The organism is Bradyrhizobium sp., assembly GCF_035309285.1.
In the GTDB taxonomy this organism is placed as follows: domain Bacteria; phylum Pseudomonadota; class Alphaproteobacteria; order Rhizobiales; family Xanthobacteraceae; genus Bradyrhizobium.
Genome location: NZ_DATGFH010000169.1, coordinates 60977 through 76255, shown reverse-complemented (window position 1 = coordinate 76255; position 15279 = coordinate 60977). Strand labels below are relative to the sequence as shown.

Genomic DNA, 15279 nt, shown 5'->3' with positions numbered 1-15279 from the left:
CGCAGGACTTCGAAACGGCGCGCCGAGACGGACCGGCGGCGCTCGCTCGTTCGCGCTCGGCCGCAGTATCACTTGCCGAGGGCGGGATCGGCGAGCTAATGGTATGCTGCTGGCAGTCCGCCCCGAGATCTGGTAGAACCTCGGCATGGAACAAACGCCCGGCAACGGATTTTTCGACGACACGCTCGCTGCCGCCGATCCCGACATCGCCGCCGCGATAGCCGGCGAATTGGGGCGCGAGCAATCGCAGATCGAGCTGATCGCCAGCGAGAACATCGTCTCGCGGGCGGTGCTGGAGGCGCAGGGCTCGCTTCTGACCAACAAATATGCCGAGGGCTATCCGGGCGCGCGCTACTATGGCGGTTGCGAGTGGGTCGATGTCGCCGAAACGCTGGCGATCGACCGCGCCAAGAAATTGTTCGGCGCGAACTTCGCGAACGTGCAGCCCAATTCCGGCAGCCAGATGAACCAGGCGGTGTTCCTGGCGCTGCTCCAGCCCGGCGACACTTTCATGGGTCTCGATCTCGCAGCCGGCGGCCATCTCACCCACGGCGCGCCGGTCAACATTTCCGGCAAATGGTTCAAGGCGCAGCACTATACCGTGCGCCGCGAGGACCAGATCATCGACATGGACCAGGTTGCCCGCCGCGCCGAAGAGTTAAAGCCGAAGCTGATCATCGCCGGCGGCAGCGCCTATTCGCGCGCCTGGGACTTCAAGCGCTTCCGCGAGATCGCCGACAGCGTCGGCGCCTACTTCATGGTCGACATGGCGCACTTCGCCGGCCTCGTCGCCGGCGGTGCGCATGCTTCGCCGGTGCCGCACGCGCATGTCACGACGACGACCACGCACAAATCGCTGCGCGGTCCGCGCGGCGGCCTGATGCTGTGGAACGATGAGACGCTGACCAAGAAGTTCAACTCGGCGGTCTTCCCGGGCCTGCAGGGCGGTCCGTTGATGCATGTGATCGCCGCGAAGGCGGTAGCGTTCGCCGAGGCGCTGCGCCCGGACTTCAAGATCTACGCGAAGAATATCGTCGAAAATGCCAAGGCGCTTGCCGAAAGCCTGCGCGCCCACGGCCTTGATATCGTCTCGGGCGGCACCGACAACCATCTGATGCTGGTCGACCTCCGGCCGAAGGGGTTGAAGGGCAATGTTTCGGAGAAGGCGCTGGTCCGCGCCGCCATCACCTGCAACAAGAACGGCATCCCGTTCGACCCAGAGACGCCGTTCGTGACTTCGGGTCTGCGGCTCGGCACGCCGGCGGCGACCACCCGCGGCTTCGGCGTTGCCGAGTTCAAGCAGGTCGGCGGCATGATTGCCGAGGTCTTGAATGCAATCGCGCAGTCACAGGACGGCAAGGCGCCGCTGGTGGAAGCCGCGATCAAGGAACGGGTGAAGGCGCTTACCGATCGCTTCCCGATCTATTAGCAAAGGTCTCGCCGGATGCGCTGTCCGAGCTGCAACAGTCTCGATACGCAGGTGAAGGACTCCCGTCCGACCGAGGACTCCTCCGTCATCCGGCGCCGGCGCGTCTGCGTGTCCTGCAATTTCCGCTTCACCACTTTCGAGCGGGTGCAGCTCCGCGAACTCACGGTCATCAAGCGCAACGGCCGCCGCGTGCCGTTCGACCGCGACAAGTTGATGCGCTCGGTGCAGGTCTCTCTCCGCAAGCGCTCGGTGGAGGCCGAGCGCGTCGAGAAGATGGTCTCCGATATCGTGCGCGAGCTCGAAAGCGGGGGCGAAGCGGAGATCTCGTCGGAGGTGATCGGCGAGATCGTGATGGAGCATCTGCGCCAGCTCGACGACGTCGCCTATGTCCGCTTCGCCTCGGTCTATCGCAATTTCCGCGAGGCAAAGGACTTCGAGACGGTGCTCGGCGAGCTTTCCGGCGAGGACGACGCCAGGATCGTCACGATACGCAAATGATCTTCCGCATCCTGGAGGATCAGTTCAGGGAAAAATCTCTGGCCGCCAAGGAAGCCGACCGCCGCTTCATGCAGCTTGCGCTGACGCTCGGCCGCCGCGGGCTCGGGCGGACCTGGCCTAACCCGGCCGTCGGCGCGGTCGTGGTGAAGGATGGCGTGATCGTCGGCCGGGGTTGGACGCAGCCGGGCGGCCGCCCGCATGCCGAGCCCGAGGCGTTGCGGCGCGCCGGAGAGGCGGCGCGGGGCGCGACGCTGTATGTGACGCTCGAGCCCTGCTCGCATTTCGGCAAGTCGCCGCCTTGCGCGGACGCCATCATAGCGGCCGGCATCTCCCGTGTGGTGGCGGCGATTGAGGATCCCAATCCGGAAGTCGCAGGCCAGGGGCACGCGAAATTGCGCGCAGCAGGTATCGCCGTCGATGTCGGGCTGTTTGCGGATGATGCCGCCCATGACCACGCCGGCCATTTTCGTCGCGTGCGCGACGCCCGGCCGCATGTGATCCTGAAGCTCGCCGTGTCTGCGGACGACAAGATCGCAGCCGCCGGCCACAAGCAGGTTTCGATCACCGGCGAGGCGGCGCGAAGTCGCGTGCATCTGCTCCGCGCGCAAAGCGATGCGGTCCTCGTCGGCATCGGCACCGTGCTCGCCGACGATCCGCTCCTGACTTGCCGTCTGCCCGGCATGGCGGCGCGCTCGCCGGTCCGGGTGGTGCTGGACCGCAGCCTTCGCACTCCCGGCAGCAGCCGGCTGGTCCATTCCGCGCGGCAGACGCCGCTCTGGGTCGTCGCGTCCGGGCTTGCGGAAGCGCCGGCCGCAGCCAGGCTCGGCGCCGCTGGGGCACAGGTCATCCGCGTTGCGCCTGCGGCTGGCGGGGACCTCGATCTGCCGGCTGCGCTGCGTGCGCTCGCGGACAAGGGCATCACGCGGCTGATGGTGGAGGGCGGCAGCCGCGTGGCGGCGTCCTTCGTCGCGGCCGACCTTGCCGATGAAATCTGGCTCTTGCGTGGACCGGGCACGATCGGCGCCGACGGCATCGCTGCGCTGGACGCAATGCCCCTGTCGGAAATCACGCAGTCGCCGCGCTTTGCGCTTCGTGCTAGCGAGACGCTCGGCGACGACACCCTTTCGATCTACGAGCGCGCATAATGTTCACCGGCATTGTCACCGATATCGGCGAGATCACGAGCCTGAAGCCAGTCGCGCAGGGCCAGTTGCACCGGCTGCGCATCGCCTGCCGCTACGACCGCGGCACGATTGCCGATGGCGCCTCGATTGCCTGCAACGGCGTGTGCTTGACTGTGGTGGCCTCCGGCGTCGAGGGGGGCAAGGGCTCTCCTCAAAAGACCTGGCTCGACGTCGATGCCGCGGCAGAGACGCTGCGCATGACCACGGCGAAGCATTGGGCGGTCGGGACAAAGCTCAATCTCGAGCGGGCGCTGAAGATCGGCGACGAGCTGGGCGGTCATATCGTCGCGGGCCATGCCGACGGCATTGCACAGATCATCGCGCGTGATGATCTGCCCGACATGGCGCGGTTCGAATTGTCAACCACGCGCGAGCTCGCCCGCTTCATCGCGCCCAAGGGATCGATCACGCTCGATGGCGTGTCGCTGACGATCAATACCGTGCAGGACGTGGCCTTCTCGGTGCTGATCATCCCCCATACATTGAGCGTGACCACACTTTCCGGGTGGCGGGCCGGCGGCGAAGTCAATATTGAGGTTGACTTGATGGCGCGCTATGCCGCGCGCCTGACCGAGATGAAGGTGTAAGATGGCAGACGCCCGGCGCGCCCCGTTGAAGGACCAGACCGACATCAGCGGCGCTCGCGCGCTGATCGTGGAGGCGCGTTTCTATGACGACATCCAGGATGCGCTCCTTCAAGGCGCGGTCGCCGAGCTCAAGGCCGCGGGCGTCAGCCACGACGTGATCACCGTGCCCGGAGCGCTGGAAATTCCGGCGGCGATTGCGATCGCGATCGAGGCGGGCGAGAAGAGCGGCAAGCCCTATGACGCCGCTATCGCGCTCGGCTGTGTCATCAGGGGTGAGACGATCCATTTCGAGATCGTCTCGATGGAGTCGTCGCGTGGGCTGATGGATCTCGCGGTCGCCAAAAAATTTCCGCTCGGCAATGGCATCATTACGGTGAACAACGAGGAGCAAGCCTGGGCGCGGGCGCGCGCCTCCGAACTCAACAAGGGCGGCGATGCCGCACGCGCGGCGCTCGCGATGCTGCGCATCAAGCGTCGGCTGGCAAAGACATCATGATGGCTGAGAGCAAGAGCAAACCGGCCAAGGGGCAAGGGATTGGCAAAGACAAGAAAGCCAACCGCCGCGGCGCGGCGCGGCTTGCTGCCGTTCAGGCGCTGTACCAGATGGACATCGCCGGTGCTGGCATCAACGACATCTTCGCCGAGTTCGAAAGCCATTGGCTCGGCAACGAGGTCGAGGGCGAAAAATATCTGCCGGCGGAAGCCGCCTTCTTCCGCGACGTCGTCTCGGGCGTCGTGCGCGACCAGACCAGGCTCGATCCCCTGATCGACGACGCACTGTCAAAGGGCTGGCCCTTGAAGCGGATCGACGCGATCCTGCGTGCGGTGCTGCGGGCTGGCGCCTATGAGCTGGAGCACCGCAAGGACGTGCCGGGGCGAGTCGTCGTCTCCGAATATGTCGACGTCGCGCATGCCTTTGTCGATCATGATGAGACCGGCATGGTCAATGCCGTGCTCGATCAGATCGCACGGCAATTTCGCAGCGATGAGTTCTCGCGTGGCTAGTTTAATGCCGTCATTGCGAGGAGCGTAGCGACGAAGCAATCTAGACCGCCTCCACTGATGCATTCTGGATTGCTTCGCGGAGCCTGTCATCGGGCCGCGCGTTCGCGCGGACCCGTTGGCTCGCAATGACGGCGGGATTTGTCGGATCGGTTGAGATGACGAACGGCAGCAAGCAAGTATCCGGCGAGGACTCGCTGATCGCGCGCTATTTCAAGCCGATCGCGACCGATGCGGGCGCGTTTGGCCTCGACGATGATGCCGCGGTGCTGAAGGCGCGCGGCGAGGACGTCGTGGTCACGACGGATGCCATCATCGAGGGTGTGCATTTCCTCTCCGGTGATCCTCCCGACACGGTGGCCCGCAAGGCGCTGCGGGTGAATCTCTCCGATCTCGCAGCCAAGGGCGCGAAGCCTGCGGGTTTCGCGCTGACGCTGGCCCTGCGCAGCGTCGACGATGCCTGGCTCGCCGCCTTCGCCCATGCGCTGGGCGAGGACGCCAAGACATTCGGTTGCCCCTTGCTCGGCGGCGATACGGTTTCTACGCCAGGGCCTCAGATGGTGTCGATCACCGCCTTCGGCCGCGTTGCGGACGGCAAGATGGTTCATCGAAGCGGTGCGAAGGACGGCGACCATGTGATGGTGACGGGCACCATCGGCGATGCCGCGCTCGGGCTCGATGTCCTCAAGGGCGGCGCGGTTGACGCCGCACTCGCTGGCAATCCCGCCGCGAGCGAGATGCTGGTTTCCCGTTACCGGGTGCCGCAGCCGCGCAATGCCTTGGCCGAGGCGGTGCGCGCCTATGCGAGCGCGGCGATGGATGTGTCCGATGGCCTCGCCGGCGATCTGACGAAGCTCTGCGCCGCTTCCGGGGTCTCGGCTGTGATCGAGACGCCCCTTGTTCCGACCTCGGCCATAGCCGCAGGCCTGCTTGCGCGCGGCGTGGTCAATATCGAAACCCTGATTTCCGGTGGCGACGACTACGAAATCCTGTGCACGGTTCCGGAAGCGAAACTGGAAGGGCTCATGCGGGAGGCGGGGCGAGCAGGGATCGCGCTGACCGCGATCGGCAGGATCACCGCGACGGCTGCCGCGCCACGATTCCTGGACGCGGAGGGAAGGGAGATTGCGCTCGGGCGATTGTCCTACAGCCATTTCTGATCGACTGGGTGGTACTGGCTTGTCTTTCCTGCCGTTCGGTCGCGCCCGCGGGCCGGAAAAATGCCCCGCAAGAACACGCGTTGGGGCGTCGAAAAAAGCCTGCTTTTTGCACGTCCCGGCGTTGCGCCGGGGGGATGATTTTGGCATGGTCCGGCCCGATTTGAGGCCGCCCCCGTTGGGCAGGGCTGGCCTCCTTTTGTTGTGCGTCGGCCGCAAGTCGCGGCCACGGCGTGGGGCCATCTAGGATCTGAGGCAAAATCGATGACAGCTTTGTGGTTGATCGTGCTCTGCGGGGCGCTTTCCATTCTCTACGCCATCTGGGCCACGACTTCCGTGTTGAAGGCGGATGCCGGCAATCCACGGATGCAGGAAATCGCCGCCGCTGTGCGCGAAGGCGCGCAGGCCTATCTCCGGCGCCAGTACACCACGATCGGCCTCGTCGGCATCGTGATCTTTGCGCTGCTCGCCTATTTCCTCGGGCTTCTAGTTGCGGTCGGATTTGCCGTCGGCGCGATCCTGTCGGGGGCGGCCGGCTTCATCGGCATGAACGTCTCCGTGCGCGCCAATGTCCGCACCGCGCAGGCGGCGACCACCTCGCTCGCCGGCGGGCTCGAGCTCGCCTTCAAGGCGGGCGCGATCACCGGCCTTCTGGTCGCCGGTCTCGCGCTGCTCGGCGTCACCATCTATTTCACGGTCCTCACCAAGGGCATGGCCCTGGCCCCCGACAGCCGCACCGTCGTCGACGCGATGGTCGCGCTCGGCTTTGGCGCCTCGCTGATCTCGATTTTCGCCCGTCTTGGCGGCGGCATCTTCACCAAGGGTGCTGACGTCGGCGGCGACCTCGTCGGCAAGGTCGAGGCCGGCATCCCCGAGGACGATCCGCGCAACCCCGCCACCATCGCCGACAACGTCGGCGACAATGTCGGCGACTGCGCCGGCATGGCCGCCGACCTGTTCGAGACCTATGCGGTGACCGCGGTCGCCACCATGGTGCTGGCGGCGATCTTCTTCGCCAAGACGCCGATCCTCGCCAACATGATGACGCTGCCGCTCGCCATTGGCGGCGTCTGCATCATCACCTCGATCATCGGCACTTTCTTCGTGAAGCTTGGCGCGAACCAGTCGATCATGGGTGCGCTTTACAAGGGCCTGATCGCGACCGGCATCCTCTCGCTGGTCGGCATCGCCGGCGTGATCTACTACCTGATCGGCTTCGATAAGCTCGCCGGCGTCGACTACACCGGCTTGTCGCTGTTCGAATGCGGCGTGGTCGGGCTTGCCGTCACCGCGCTCATCATATGGATTACCGAGTACTACACCGGCACGGACTTCCGTCCGGTGAAGTCGATTGCGGCGGCATCCGTCACCGGTCACGGCACCAACGTGATCCAGGGCCTCGCGATCTCGATGGAAGCGACTGCGCTGCCCGCACTCGTCATCATCGCCGGCATCCTGATCACCTACAGCCTCGCTGGCCTGTTCGGTATCGCGATCGCGACCGCCACCATGCTGGCGCTGGCCGGCATGATCGTCGCGCTCGACGCCTTCGGCCCGGTCACCGACAACGCCGGCGGCATTGCCGAAATGGCGGGCCTGCCGAAGGAGGTGCGCAAGTCGACCGACGCGCTCGATGCGGTCGGCAACACCACCAAGGCGGTGACCAAGGGCTATGCGATCGGCTCCGCCGGTCTCGGCGCGCTGGTGTTGTTTGCGGCCTACAACCAGGATCTCAAATTCTTCATCAGCGGCGGCGCCAGCCACGCCTACTTCAATGGCGTCAATCCGGACTTCGCGCTCACCAATCCCTACGTGGTGGTTGGTCTCTTGTTCGGCGGCCTGTTGCCGTATCTGTTCGGCGCGCTCGGCATGACGGCCGTGGGTAGAGCGGCCGGCGCGATCGTCGAAGAGGTCCGCCGCCAGTTCCGCGAGAAGCCCGGCATCATGCAGGGCTCGGACAAGCCGGACTACGGCAAGGCCGTCGACCTCCTGACCAAGGCGGCGATCAAGGAAATGATCATCCCGTCGCTGCTCCCGGTGCTGTCGCCGATCGTGGTCTACTTCCTGATCTACGCAATCGCTGGCGGTGGGGCGGCCGGCAAGTCCGCCGCGTTTTCGGCCGTTGGCGCGATGCTGCTCGGCGTGATCGTCACCGGCCTCTTTGTCGCGATCTCGATGACCTCCGGTGGCGGCGCCTGGGACAACGCCAAGAAGTACATCGAGGACGGCCACTACGGCGGCAAGGGCTCTGACGCCCACAAGTCGGCGGTGACCGGCGACACCGTCGGCGATCCTTACAAGGATACGGCCGGTCCCGCGGTGAACCCGATGATCAAGATCACCAACATCGTGGCGCTGCTCTTGCTCGCGATCCTCGCGCACTAGCTAGCTGTTGTGATCAGGTGAAACGCAAAACCCCGCAGGTCGAAACCTGCGGGGTTTTTGTTGGCGCGTTCTTGGCCGTCATTGCGAGCCAACGGGTCCGCGCGAACGCGCGGCCCGATGACAGGCTCCGCGAAGGAATCCATGTCTCGGCTTGCTGAAGCATGGATTGCTTCGTCGCTATCGCTCCTCGCAATGACAGCGCAGGGGCGCTAGTTGAAGCTGAGCAGCTTGAACAGCGGCGTCAGGTAGGAGAGCTCCTGGCCGGAGGTCTCCGTGGTGCGGCTGACAAAGTCGAAGATGTGGCCGTCCTTCAGGCCATAATCGGCGATCCGTTGCACTTGGCGGTTCTTGTCGAAATAGATCGCGATCACGCGCTGGTCGACGACTTTCTGGTTCATGAACATCACCGGGCGCTCGGCGCGCTGGGAGATGTAATAGAAGACCTCGCCGTTCAGGGTCGCCACCGTCGAGGGCGTGCCCATCACGATCAGCACCTGGTCCTGGCTTGCGCCGATCGGGATCTGCTCGAGCGCGCCCGGCGGCAGGATGTAGCCCTTCTGGAAGGATTCGCCGGTACAAGCCGCAAGCAGCCCGCAGACAAGCGCTGCCGCGGCGGTCACGCGCAGGCCGCGCCAGCTCGCAAAAAGACCGCGGGATGCGGACTTTCGGGTCGTGCTCGTCTCAATCATGGCGGAGTAGGTCCGGTCCTCTTGCATCCGGCGAGGCGTTGACGTACCGGGCGGCCAAATGGTTTGCAAGATGCGCGAAGCCCCATTGGGCTCGCATGCGGAACCCACAATGCTTTGGCCGTTCAATCACTTCAGGAAACCCCGGCTAGCCCCGCGCGGCACCATCGAGGCCATCTATGGCATGATCGTGACGCAGGCGCGAGAACCCTTGTTTTATCGGGACTTGGGCGTGCCGGACACGGTTAACGGCCGTTTTGACCTGCTTCTTCTGCATTTATGGATGGTGCTGCGGCACCTCAGAACGATATCCGGCGGAACGGAGCTTGCGCAGGCGCTGTTCGACCATTTTTGCGCGGATATGGACGCGAATTTGCGGGAAATGGCGGTGGGTGACCTCGCTGTCCCGAAGAAGATGCAGGCGCTGGGCGAGGCATTTTATGGCCGCTCCGCCGCCTATGACATGGCGCTTGCTGACAGCCCGGAGGCGCTTTCGCTGGCGATCTGCAAGAACGTCCTGGATGGCGGGAACATCGAGGGCGCGCGGCGGTTGGCCGCCTATGCGCTAGCTGCGATGGCATCGCTCGACAAGGAAAGCGATGTGACCCGGCTCGGGAAAGTCTGGACCTTTCCGCTGCCGCAGCCCGAAGGCGCGTAAGATCATGATGGTAAAGAGCGACAAGACCGACGAACGCGGCGTGGATCGTGGTCCCTGGCGCGCTTTTGTCCCGGTGGTGCAGATCCCCGACACGGGTCTGCATCGCGACATCGAGGCGGATCAAGCGACACGCGGAGCAATGGCCGAAATTGCCGGCCTGCGCGATATTTCTTCTGCGCGCGCCTCGTTCGATCTGACGCCAAAGAGCGGCGGGCGGGTTCATGTCAAAGGGCGCCTGCAGGCCACGGTCGGACAGGCCTGCGTGGTGACGCTCGAGCCGCTCGAAAACGATATCGATGAAGAGATCGACCTGATCTTCGCGCCGCCGGAGCAAATCCCCGAGCCCGTCGACATTGACGCAGCCTTCGAGATGGATGACCCGCCCGAGCCGATCGAGGACGGCATCATCGATCTTGGGCGGCTTGCGACCGACGTGCTCTATCTTTCGATCGATCCTTATCCGCGAAAAGAGGGCGCGGCCTTTGAGCCGCAGGTCACTGCGGTCGATCCCGAGGATCACCCGTTTGCCGCGCTGAAGGCGCTGCGCGCTGATCGCGAGCCGAGGAAGCACAAGCCAAAAGGCGAATGAGCAGGGGGCTGGAAAAGGCGCCATAAATCCATAAGTGTCATGGAGTTATCGCCACATCCTGATTCCCCGCGAAAGCCGCTCCATGACCAAAAGACGGGGGTCAAGAGGTTGTGTCGGCACGCCGAAACGCTATTGTCGCGGCCCGGCCCGGTCGCTTAGCCAGCGTCCGGCCGACCGCCGCAGGACGCGGCGATCAGGAAATCAGGTCTCCGGGACATTCATGCCTCAAAAGGTTCGAATCGCGCTTGACGCCATGGGTGGCGATGTCGGCGCGGCCGTCGTCGTTCCCGGCGCTGCGATTTCGCTCAACCGTTACCCCGACACCGAGTTCGTCCTGGTCGGCAACCGCGCCCTGATCGAGGAGCAACTTGCCAAGCATCCGGCGTTGAAAGCGGCCTCGCGCATTATCCATACCGAGGTCGCCGTCAGCATGGAGGACAAGCCGAGCCAGGCGCTGCGGCGCGGCCGCAAGACGTCCTCGATGTGGCTTGCAATCGACGCGGTAAAAAAAGGCGAGGCGGATGTTGCCGTCTCCGCCGGCAATACCGGTGCGCTGATGGCGATGGCGCGGTTTCATCTGCACATGCTCGAGGGCATCGATCGTCCGGCGATCGCGGGTCTCTGGCCGACCGTCCGCGGCGACTCCGTCGTGCTCGATCTCGGCGCTACCATCGGCGGCGATGCGCGGCACCTGGTGGCGCTCGCGATCATGGGCAGCGCGATGGCGCGGGTGCTGCTCAACATCGAGCGGCCGACCGTGGGCCTGCTCAATATCGGCACCGAGGAGATCAAGGGACACGAGGAGATCCGCGAGGCCGGCGAAAGGCTGCGCGCGATGGCCGCGCTCAACTATGTCGGCTTTGTCGAGGGCGACGGTATCGGCGGGGGCGCGGCCGACGTGGTCGTAACGGAGGGCTTCAGCGGCAACATCGCGCTGAAGGCGGCCGAGGGTACCGCGCGGCAGATCAGCGATTTCCTGCGGCAGGCGATCGCGCAGAGCTGGTTGTCGAAGATCGGCTATCTGTTTGCCAAGAGTGCGTTCCGCTCGCTGCGGGACAAGCTCGACCCGAAGAAAGCCAATGGCGGGGTGCTGCTCGGCCTGCGCGGCGTTGTGGTCAAAAGCCATGGCGGTACCGATGCCGAGGGCTTTGCCTACGCCGTGGACTGGGGCTATGAGATGGTCCGCTACGATCTCCTGACCAAGATCAATCAAATGCTTAATCGCGAGGGCGGCGGAATCGTCCCCGACCCGTCCACGCCGGAGGCTGTTTCGTGAGTATACGTTCGGTGGTGCTCGGCTGCGGTTCCTACCTGCCGCAGCAGATTCTGACCAATGCCGAACTGGCGACGCGGATCGAGACTTCCGACGAATGGATCGTGCAGCGGACCGGTATCCGCCAGCGGCACATCGCCGCCGAAGGCGAGTTCACCTCGCATCTTGCGATCAACGCCGCGAAGGCGGCGCTCGCCGATGCAGGTCTCGATGCGCAGGCGATCGACCTGATCGTCCTGGCGACGTCGACACCGGACAACACCTTTCCGGCGACCGCGGTTGCGGTTCAGCACGGACTCGGAATCAACCATGGCGCGGCCTTCGATCTTCAGGCCGTGTGCACCGGCTTCGTCTTTGCGCTCGCTACCGCCGATAATTTTCTGCGCTCGGGCAGCTTCAAGCGGGCGCTCGTGATCGGCGCCGAGACCTTCTCGCGCATTCTCGACTGGAACGACCGCGGCACCTGCGTGCTGTTCGGCGATGGCGCCGGCGCCGTCGTTCTGGAAGCACAGGAACAACCCGGAACATCCTCCAACCGCGGCGTACTGACCACGCATTTGCGTTCCGACGGCCGGCACAAGTCGAAGCTCTATGTCGACGGCGGGCCGTCCTCGACCATGACGGTCGGTCATTTGCGCATGGAAGGCCGCGAGGTGTTCAAGCACGCCGTCGGCATGATCACCGACGTGATCGTCGATGCTTTCAACGCGACCGGCCTTGGCGCCGACGACATCGACTGGTTCATTCCGCACCAGGCGAACAAGCGAATCATCGACGCCTCCGCGCACAAGCTTCATATTGCGCCGCAGAAGGTGGTGCTCACCGTCGATAAGCACGGGAACACGTCGGCCGCGTCGATTCCGCTCGCAATCTCGGTCGCGGTGAAGGATGGACGCGTGAAGAAGGGCGATTTGGTGCTTCTGGAAGCGATGGGCGGAGGCTTTACCTGGGGGTCGGCACTGTTGCGCTGGTGACGCACCCTTAAATTTATCGCTTCTCGGGCTACCGATTTTAGATGTTATTGTCTTGACGGTGCTGTTGACCATCGCCCGTTAACCTCTTAATTTCAGTTGCAAATTGTTCGCCGCGAGTTGGGGCAAGGCGATGTCCGGAACCGGAAAAACCGTCACACGTGTTGATTTGTGCGAGGCCGTCTATCAGAAGGTCGGGTTGTCGCGTACCGAGTCGTCGGCCTTCGTTGAGCTGGTGCTGAAGGAGATCACCGACTGCCTGGAGAAGGGCGAGACGGTGAAGCTGTCGTCGTTCGGATCGTTCATGGTGCGCAAGAAGGGCCAGCGCATCGGCCGCAATCCGAAGACCGGAACGGAGGTTCCGATCTCACCGCGGCGCGTGATGGTGTTCAAGCCGTCGGCGATCCTCAAGCAGCGGATCAACGGTCACGCTCCAACCAACGGCGCCGAAAAGACCGAGTAACATCCAGACCTCGAAGGAAGCTTGCATTTGGACAAGGCGCCGGATGCGTTCCGAACCATCAGCGAAGTCGCTGAAGACCTAGACATCCCCCAGCACGTGCTGCGGTTCTGGGAAACCCGCTTCGCGCAGATCAAGCCGATGAAGCGGAGCGGGGGCCGTCGCTACTACCGGCCCGACGACATCGACCTGCTCAAGGGCATCCGCCGCCTGCTTTATGGCGAGGGCTACACCATCCGCGGCGTGCAGCGGATCCTGAAGGAGCACGGCATCAAATCGGTGCAGAACCTTGCCGACAGTTCGAATGCCGTCTCCTTCGGTGCGATCGAGGAGGCGATCGGCCAGAGCCTGATCGAGGATGACAAGGAGACTGGTCGCCTTGGCGCGGAGGGAGAGGCCGACGACGAGGAGTACGAAGGCTCCGAGGAAGACGGCATCGACTTCCGCTTCGTCGATGCCCAGGACGATATCCTCCAGACCTTCCGCTCCGGCGCAGGCCATGGCCGCGCGCATGAGGCAAACCCGGTCGATCGCGAGCGGCTGGAGAGCGTGCTGAAGGAACTGGTCGCCTGCCGCCAGATACTCGACCGGGCGCTGAAGGACGGGTAGGCGGCTTTTCGGCCCCAGGGCGTCAATTCCGCGCCTTGCGCGACGGAGCCAACGCGGCTAAGGGAACGGCATCGGAGCGTGGCGCAGCCCGGTTAGCGCACTAGTCTGGGGGACTAGGGGTCGTGGGTTCAAATCCCGCCGCTCCGACCATTTTTTCCACCGCCAAAGCGTCGACAGCATCGACCCGGCCCGGGCGGAAAAGACTATGCCCGCGCGGATCGTATCGATGCCGTTGCTGATCACAAATGAGCCTGCGTAAGGTGAGCGTAAGGCCAATCCCCTATGATATTGGGTAAGCAGGGCGGACCGCTTGCGACGAACCGGACGATGAATGAGGCAAAGCCATGCTGAATGGCAAAGCGTGCTTGATCGCAATCGTCGGAAGTTTCTGGATTTCGGCGGCGTTCGCGCAAAGCGTAGGCGGGCCGGCCAAGCCGCAGGGACATGTGGGCGGGCCGATGGCCCAGGGGAATCCCGTCGTTCCGGTCCATCCGAGGACGACCCCACGGCCGCCGCCAAAAAAGTGAAGCGTCTCTCGCTGTCCTTTAAATCCCGAGCAGCCAGACGGCGATGATGGTGCCGATCACGGCGAGCCCGCTGATGGTCCATCCGGTGAGATAGGCGGGGCCATTGGTCTCGGGCTGGTCGACCATGGTGTCATGCCAATGGTGGTTCATTGAGCCTCCTGGCAGCTCTGCCTCCCGTCAATTTGTCCGTGGTGCGAAAAAAAGGTTCAGCCATTATTTTGCCGCCGTTGGCGGGCGGCCTTGCGGCGCGTGCTAGCATCGCTGCACTGTGCGCTGCCGGCCAAACAGCGAAACCGGTTGCGTTGCGGGATGGAAACAAAAAGGAAAAAACCATGAAGACTCGACCGACCGGCGTCATACCGCCGATGACCACGCCGTTCCGGAAAGATGGCGAGATCGACCTGAAGCAGGTCGGCCCGCAGGTCGACTGGCTGATTGGGGCCGGCGTCCACGGCATGGCGGCCGGCGGCTCGACGGGTGAGGGCCATACCCTCGATCGCCAGGAATATCGCGACCTGATCGCGGCAACGGTGGAGGCGGCCAATGGCCGGGCGCCGGTCATCGCCGGCATCATCGTCGATTCCACCCGCGACGCGATCAAGCGAGGCAAGCTCGTCCGCGACATGGATGTCGCAGCGCTGCAGGTGACGCCGGTGCATTATCTCTTCAAGCCGGACGAGGAGGCGATGGTCGGCCATTTTCGCCGCATGGCTGACGAAACCGGCATGCCGATCATCATCTACAATGTCGTGCCCTGGTCCTATCTCTCGCCGGCGCTGCTCACGCGCATCATGAATGAGGTGCCGCTCGTGGTCGGCGTCAAGCAGAGCGCGGGCGACCTGAAACTGTTCGCCGATCTCATGCTGATGGCTCCCGACAAGCTGATCTATAGCGCGGTCGATGCGCTCATGTATCCGTCCTATACGCTCGGCGCGCATGGCTCGATCGCCGCGATCCTGAGCGCGGCGCCGCATGCTTCCGTTGCGCTATGGGATGCCGTGAAGCGCGGCGATCATGCCCACGCCCTCGAACTGCACAAGAAGCTCCTCGTCCTCTGGAACGCGATCATCTCCGACAACCTGCCGGCCTGCACGCGCCACGCGCAGATTTTGCAGGGGCTGCCGAAGACGTTCTCGCGCGCGCCGATGCCGGAAGCTTCGCCCGCACAACAAGCCGCCATCGCCAAGGCGCTGGAAGCGCTCTCCGGCAAGCGGGTCGAGGCGGCGGAATAGACGCAAACGCATTCACAGCCCGTCATGCCCGG

At 64.3% G+C, this 15279-nt stretch carries 17 protein-coding genes and 1 tRNA gene; 16 read left to right on the top strand and 2 right to left on the bottom strand.

Annotated elements, in window-relative coordinates; translation table 11 throughout:
- The first annotated feature begins 145 nt into the window (after positions 1-145).
- From glyA to VKR55_RS30565, 8 genes are all read left to right on the top strand, one after another.
- Positions 146-1429: a serine hydroxymethyltransferase gene (gene glyA, locus VKR55_RS30600; RefSeq protein WP_324409125.1), complete on the top strand. Its 1284-nt coding sequence runs from the start codon at positions 146-148 to the stop codon at positions 1427-1429.
- 15 nt (positions 1430-1444) lie between these two features.
- Positions 1445-1927, top strand: a complete 483-nt coding sequence (gene nrdR / locus VKR55_RS30595; RefSeq protein WP_324409124.1) for a transcriptional regulator NrdR — start codon at positions 1445-1447, stop codon at positions 1925-1927.
- Complete coding sequence (gene ribD / locus VKR55_RS30590; RefSeq protein ID WP_324409123.1) at positions 1924-3072, top strand: bifunctional diaminohydroxyphosphoribosylaminopyrimidine deaminase/5-amino-6-(5-phosphoribosylamino)uracil reductase RibD; 1149 nt, start codon at positions 1924-1926, stop codon at positions 3070-3072. Before nrdR ends, ribD begins: the two co-directional genes overlap by 4 nt.
- On the top strand, positions 3072-3698 hold the full coding sequence (locus tag VKR55_RS30585) for a riboflavin synthase (RefSeq protein ID WP_324409122.1): 627 nt from the start codon (positions 3072-3074) through the stop codon (positions 3696-3698). The genes ribD and VKR55_RS30585 overlap by 1 nt, the downstream gene beginning before the upstream one ends.
- Position 3699: 1 nt before the next feature.
- Complete coding sequence (gene ribH, locus VKR55_RS30580; protein WP_324409121.1) at positions 3700-4194, top strand: 6,7-dimethyl-8-ribityllumazine synthase; 495 nt, start codon at positions 3700-3702, stop codon at positions 4192-4194.
- Positions 4194-4703, top strand: coding sequence for a transcription antitermination factor NusB (gene nusB, locus VKR55_RS30575; RefSeq protein WP_324409120.1), 510 nt, complete (start codon positions 4194-4196; stop codon positions 4701-4703). Before ribH ends, nusB begins: the two co-directional genes overlap by 1 nt.
- A 155-nt stretch (positions 4704-4858) precedes the next feature.
- The gene (thiL, locus tag VKR55_RS30570) at positions 4859-5860 is read left to right on the top strand and encodes a thiamine-phosphate kinase (RefSeq protein ID WP_324409119.1); all 1002 of its coding nucleotides are present in this window, start codon (positions 4859-4861) and stop codon (positions 5858-5860) included.
- A gap of 261 nt (positions 5861-6121) precedes the next feature.
- Positions 6122-8242, top strand: coding sequence for a sodium-translocating pyrophosphatase (locus VKR55_RS30565; RefSeq protein WP_324409118.1), 2121 nt, complete (start codon positions 6122-6124; stop codon positions 8240-8242).
- A gap of 209 nt (positions 8243-8451) precedes the next feature.
- Here VKR55_RS30565 and VKR55_RS30560 read toward each other — a convergent pair whose 3' ends face one another.
- On the bottom strand, positions 8452-8931 hold the full coding sequence (locus tag VKR55_RS30560) for an outer membrane protein assembly factor BamE (RefSeq protein WP_324409117.1): 480 nt from the start codon (positions 8929-8931) through the stop codon (positions 8452-8454).
- Between the two features lie 109 nt (positions 8932-9040).
- Here VKR55_RS30560 and VKR55_RS30555 point away from each other — a divergent pair, with 109 nt between their 5' ends.
- The 7 genes from VKR55_RS30555 to VKR55_RS30525 all read left to right on the top strand — a co-directional run bounded on the left by VKR55_RS30555 (position 9041) and on the right by VKR55_RS30525 (position 13638).
- Positions 9041-9586 (top strand): ubiquinol-cytochrome C chaperone family protein, encoded by a 546-nt coding sequence (locus tag VKR55_RS30555; protein ID WP_324409116.1) that lies wholly within the window; start codon positions 9041-9043, stop codon positions 9584-9586.
- Positions 9587-9593: 7 nt separating this feature from the next.
- Positions 9594-10175: a YceD family protein gene (locus VKR55_RS30550; protein ID WP_324409131.1), complete on the top strand. Its 582-nt coding sequence runs from the start codon at positions 9594-9596 to the stop codon at positions 10173-10175.
- A 220-nt stretch (positions 10176-10395) separates the two neighbouring features.
- Complete coding sequence (gene plsX, locus VKR55_RS30545; protein WP_324409115.1) at positions 10396-11451, top strand: phosphate acyltransferase PlsX; 1056 nt, start codon at positions 10396-10398, stop codon at positions 11449-11451.
- Positions 11448-12422, top strand: coding sequence for a beta-ketoacyl-ACP synthase III (locus tag VKR55_RS30540; protein WP_324409114.1), 975 nt, complete (start codon positions 11448-11450; stop codon positions 12420-12422). The genes plsX and VKR55_RS30540 overlap by 4 nt, the downstream gene beginning before the upstream one ends.
- Positions 12423-12552: 130 nt before the next feature.
- Positions 12553-12882: an integration host factor subunit alpha gene (locus VKR55_RS30535; protein WP_324409113.1), complete on the top strand. Its 330-nt coding sequence runs from the start codon at positions 12553-12555 to the stop codon at positions 12880-12882.
- A 27-nt stretch (positions 12883-12909) separates the two neighbouring features.
- Positions 12910-13488 (top strand): MerR family transcriptional regulator, encoded by a 579-nt coding sequence (locus tag VKR55_RS30530; protein WP_324409112.1) that lies wholly within the window; start codon positions 12910-12912, stop codon positions 13486-13488.
- A gap of 72 nt (positions 13489-13560) precedes the next feature.
- A tRNA-Pro gene (locus VKR55_RS30525) sits at positions 13561-13638 on the top strand.
- A 395-nt stretch (positions 13639-14033) separates the two neighbouring features.
- On the opposite strand, the gene VKR55_RS30520 is transcribed toward VKR55_RS30525, so the two are convergent.
- Entirely contained in the window at positions 14034-14165 is a 132-nt protein-coding gene (locus VKR55_RS30520; RefSeq protein ID WP_324409111.1) for a hypothetical protein, read from the bottom strand.
- Between the two features lie 182 nt (positions 14166-14347).
- Here VKR55_RS30520 and VKR55_RS30515 point away from each other — a divergent pair, with 182 nt between their 5' ends.
- Positions 14348-15247, top strand: a complete 900-nt coding sequence (locus tag VKR55_RS30515; RefSeq protein WP_324409110.1) for a dihydrodipicolinate synthase family protein — start codon at positions 14348-14350, stop codon at positions 15245-15247.
- Positions 15248-15279 lie beyond the last annotated feature (32 nt).